Source organism: Streptococcus sp. 4155 (genome assembly GCF_013276695.1).
Taxonomy (GTDB): domain Bacteria; phylum Bacillota; class Bacilli; order Lactobacillales; family Streptococcaceae; genus Streptococcus; species Streptococcus pseudopneumoniae.
In genome coordinates, this window is record NZ_VMLM01000022.1 from 85,251 (window position 1) to 88,444 (window position 3,194).

Sequence of the window (3,194 nt, forward strand, 5' to 3'; positions counted from 1 at the left end):
TTTGATTTTCATTGAGTATGAAATGAGAAGACAAAAAGATTGTCACAAACCCCTATTTTTTTGATAGAATAGAAGTAGTAAAAAAGAAATGAGTTAGACATGTCAAAAGGATTTTTAGTCTCTCTTGAGGGACCAGAGGGAGCAGGAAAGACCAGTGTTTTAGAGGCTCTGCTACCAATTTTAGAGGAAAAAGGGGTAGAGGTGCTGACGACCCGTGAACCTGGCGGAGTCTTGATTGGGGAGAAGATTCGGGAAGTAATTTTGGATCCAAGTCATACTCAGATGGATGCGAAGACAGAGTTGCTTCTCTATATTGCCAGTCGCAGACAGCACTTGGTGGAAAAAGTTCTTCCAGCCCTTGAAGCTGGCAAGCTGGTCATTATGGATCGTTTTATCGATAGTTCTGTTGCCTATCAGGGATTTGGTCGTGGCTTAGATATTGAAGCCATTGACTGGCTCAATCAGTTTGCGACAGATGGCCTCAAACCCGATTTGACACTCTATTTTGACATCGAGGTGGAAGAAGGACTGGCTCGTATTGCTGCTAATAGTGACCGCGAGGTTAATCGTTTGGATTTGGAAGGGTTGGACTTGCATAAAAAAGTTCGTCAAGGCTACCTTTCTCTTCTGGATAAAGAGGGAAATCGCATTGTCAAGATTGATGCTAGTCTCCCTTTGGAGCAAGTTGTGGAAACTACCAAGGCTGTCTTGTTTGACGGAATGGGCTTGGCCAAATGAAACAAGATCAACTAAAGGCTTGGCAACCAGATCAGTTTGACCGTTTTGTCCGTATCTTAGAACAAGACCAGCTCAATCACGCCTATCTCTTTTCAGGTTTCTTTGGAAGCTTGGAAATGGCGCAATTTTTAGCTAAGAGCCTCTTTTGTACGGATAAAGTTGGCGTCTTACCATGTGAGAAATGCCGAAGTTGCAAGCTGATTGAACAGGAAGAGTTTCCAGATGTCACCTTGATTAAGCCAGTCAATCAGGTCATCAAGACAGAACGCATTCGGGAATTGGTGGGACAGTTTTCTCAAGCAGGGATTGAAAGCCAGCAACAGGTCTTTATCATCGAGCAAGCGGATAAAATGCATCCCAACGCAGCCAATTCTCTGCTCAAGGTCATCGAAGAACCCCAGAGTGAAGTTTATATTTTCTTCTTGACTAGCGATGAGGAAAAGATGTTACCGACAATCCGAAGTCGGACTCAGATCTTCCACTTTAAAAAGCAAGAAGAAAAACTTATCTTACTCTTAGAACAAATGGGACTTGTTAAGAAAAAAGCGACTCTTTTAACTAAGTTTAGTCAATCGCGAGCTGAAGCAGAAAAGTTGGCTAATCAGGCAAGTTTTTGGACCTTGGTCTATGAAAGTGAACGCCTGCTGACTTGGTTAGTAGCTAAGAAAAAAGAAAGTTATCTACAGGTTGCCAAATTAGCCAACTTGGCAGATGATAAGGAAAAACAGGATCAGGTTTTACGGATTCTTGAAGTTCTCTGTGGGCAGGACCTCTTGCAGGTAAGAGTAAGAGTGATTCTACAAGATTTACTAGAAGCTAGAAAAATGTGGCAAGCTAATGTCAGCTTTCAAAATGCCATGGAATATCTGGTCTTGAAAGAAATATAAACTCAAAAATGAATGATAAAGAAAGGAAAGGGCTGTTTTATGGACAAAAAAGAATTATTTGACGCGCTGGATGATTTTTCCCAACAATTATTGGTAACCTTAGCCGATGTGGAAGCCATCAAGAAAAATCTCAAGAGCTTGGTAGAAGAAAATACAGCTCTTCGCTTGGAAAATAGTAAGTTGCGAGAACGCTTGGGTGAGGTGGAAGCAGACGCTCCCGTCAAGGCCAAGCATGTTCGCGAAAGTGTCCGTCGTATTTACCGTGATGGATTTCACGTATGTAATGATTTTTATGGACAACGTCGAGAGCAGGACGAAGAATGTATGTTCTGTGATGAGTTGTTATACAGGGAGTAGGCATGCAAATTCAAAAAAGTTTTAAGGGGCAGTCTCCCTATGGCAAGCTGTATCTAGTGGCAACGCCGATTGGCAATCTAGATGATATGACTTTTCGTGCTATCCAGACCTTGAAAGAAGTAGATTGGATTGCTGCTGAGGATACGCGCAATACAGGGCTTTTGCTCAAGCATTTTGACATTTCCACCAAGCAGATCAGTTTTCATGAGCACAATGCCAAGGAAAAAATTCCTGATTTGATTGGTTTCTTGAAAGCAGGGCAAAGTATTGCTCAGGTCTCTGATGCCGGTTTGCCTAGCATTTCAGACCCTGGTCATGATTTGGTTAAGGCAGCTATTGAGGAAGAAATTGCAGTTGTGACTGTTCCAGGTGCCTCTGCAGGAATTTCTGCCTTGATTGCCAGTGGTCTAGCGCCACAACCACATATCTTTTACGGCTTTTTACCGAGAAAATCAGGCCAGCAAAAGCAATTTTTCGACTCGAAAAAAGATTATCCTGAAACTCAGATTTTCTATGAATCGCCTCATCGTGTAGCAGATACGTTGGAAAATATGTTAGAAGTCTACGGTAACCGCTCGGTTGTCTTGGTCAGGGAATTGACTAAAATCTATGAAGAATACCAACGCGGTACCATTTCTGAGTTATTGGAAAGCATTGCTGAAACGCCACTTAAAGGAGAATGCCTTCTCATTGTTGAAGGTGCCAGTCAGGATGTGGAGGAAAAAGACGAGGAGGACTTGTTCTTAGAAATCCAAGCCCGTATCCAGCAAGGCATGAAGAAAAATCAAGCTATCAAGGAAGTCGCTAAGATTTACCAGTGGAATAAAAGCCAGCTCTACGCTGCCTACCATGATTGGGAAGAAAATCAAGAAAATGACTAATACTCTTCGAAAATCTCTTCAAACCGTGTCAACGTCGCCTTGTCGTAGGTGTGGTTACTGACTTCGTCAGTTCTATCCACAACCTCAAAACAGTGTTTTGAGCTGGACTTCGTCAGTTCTATCTACAACTTCAAAGCAGTGCTTTGAGCAACCTGCGGCTAGTTTGCTCTTTGATTTTCATTTAGTATAAACAGGGAAGTTTGCCTTCTTCCCTTTTTTTGTTATACTAGTAGAAGAAAAAAATAGAAAGATTTGTGGGAGTGAAAAAGTCCGGGGGACTTTTTCAGCTTGAGCCAAGAAATTCGAGAGCGAGGAAAGTCCGGGGGACTTT

At 42.3% G+C, this 3,194-nt stretch carries 4 protein-coding genes; all 4 read left to right on the forward strand.

All coding sequences use genetic code 11. The features are described 5' to 3' along the window. The first annotated feature begins 99 nt into the window (after nt 1-99). From tmk to rsmI, 4 genes are read left to right on the forward strand one after another with little or no spacing between them, the layout of a single operon-like run. A complete protein-coding gene (gene tmk, locus HT715_RS03265; protein ID WP_000033362.1) occupies nt 100-738 on the forward strand; it encodes a dTMP kinase in 639 nt (212 codons plus the stop codon). Then, nucleotides 735-1,625 (forward strand): DNA polymerase III subunit delta', encoded by an 891-nt coding sequence (locus HT715_RS03270; RefSeq protein WP_119920008.1) that lies wholly within the window; start codon nt 735-737, stop codon nt 1,623-1,625. Before tmk ends, HT715_RS03270 begins: the two co-directional genes overlap by 4 nt. A 39-nt stretch (nt 1,626-1,664) precedes the next feature. After that, nucleotides 1,665-1,982 (forward strand): DNA replication initiation control protein YabA, encoded by a 318-nt coding sequence (yabA, locus tag HT715_RS03275; RefSeq protein WP_000358228.1) that lies wholly within the window; start codon nt 1,665-1,667, stop codon nt 1,980-1,982. Between the two features lie 2 nt (nt 1,983-1,984). Beyond that, nucleotides 1,985-2,863, forward strand: coding sequence for a 16S rRNA (cytidine(1402)-2'-O)-methyltransferase (rsmI, locus tag HT715_RS03280; protein WP_001166876.1), 879 nt, complete (start codon nt 1,985-1,987; stop codon nt 2,861-2,863). Nucleotides 2,864-3,194 lie beyond the last annotated feature (331 nt).

Excerpts from the sequence above, each read along its gene's own strand:
- tmk (WP_000033362.1), top strand. The coding sequence starts at position 100 with ATGTCAAAAGGATTTTTAGTCTCTCTTGAGGGACCAGAGGGAGCAGGA.
- HT715_RS03270 (WP_119920008.1), top strand. The coding sequence starts at position 735 with ATGAAACAAGATCAACTAAAGGCTTGGCAACCAGATCAGTTTGACCGT.
- yabA (WP_000358228.1), top strand. The coding sequence starts at position 1,665 with ATGGACAAAAAAGAATTATTTGACGCGCTGGATGATTTTTCCCAACAA.
- rsmI (WP_001166876.1), top strand. The coding sequence starts at position 1,985 with ATGCAAATTCAAAAAAGTTTTAAGGGGCAGTCTCCCTATGGCAAGCTG.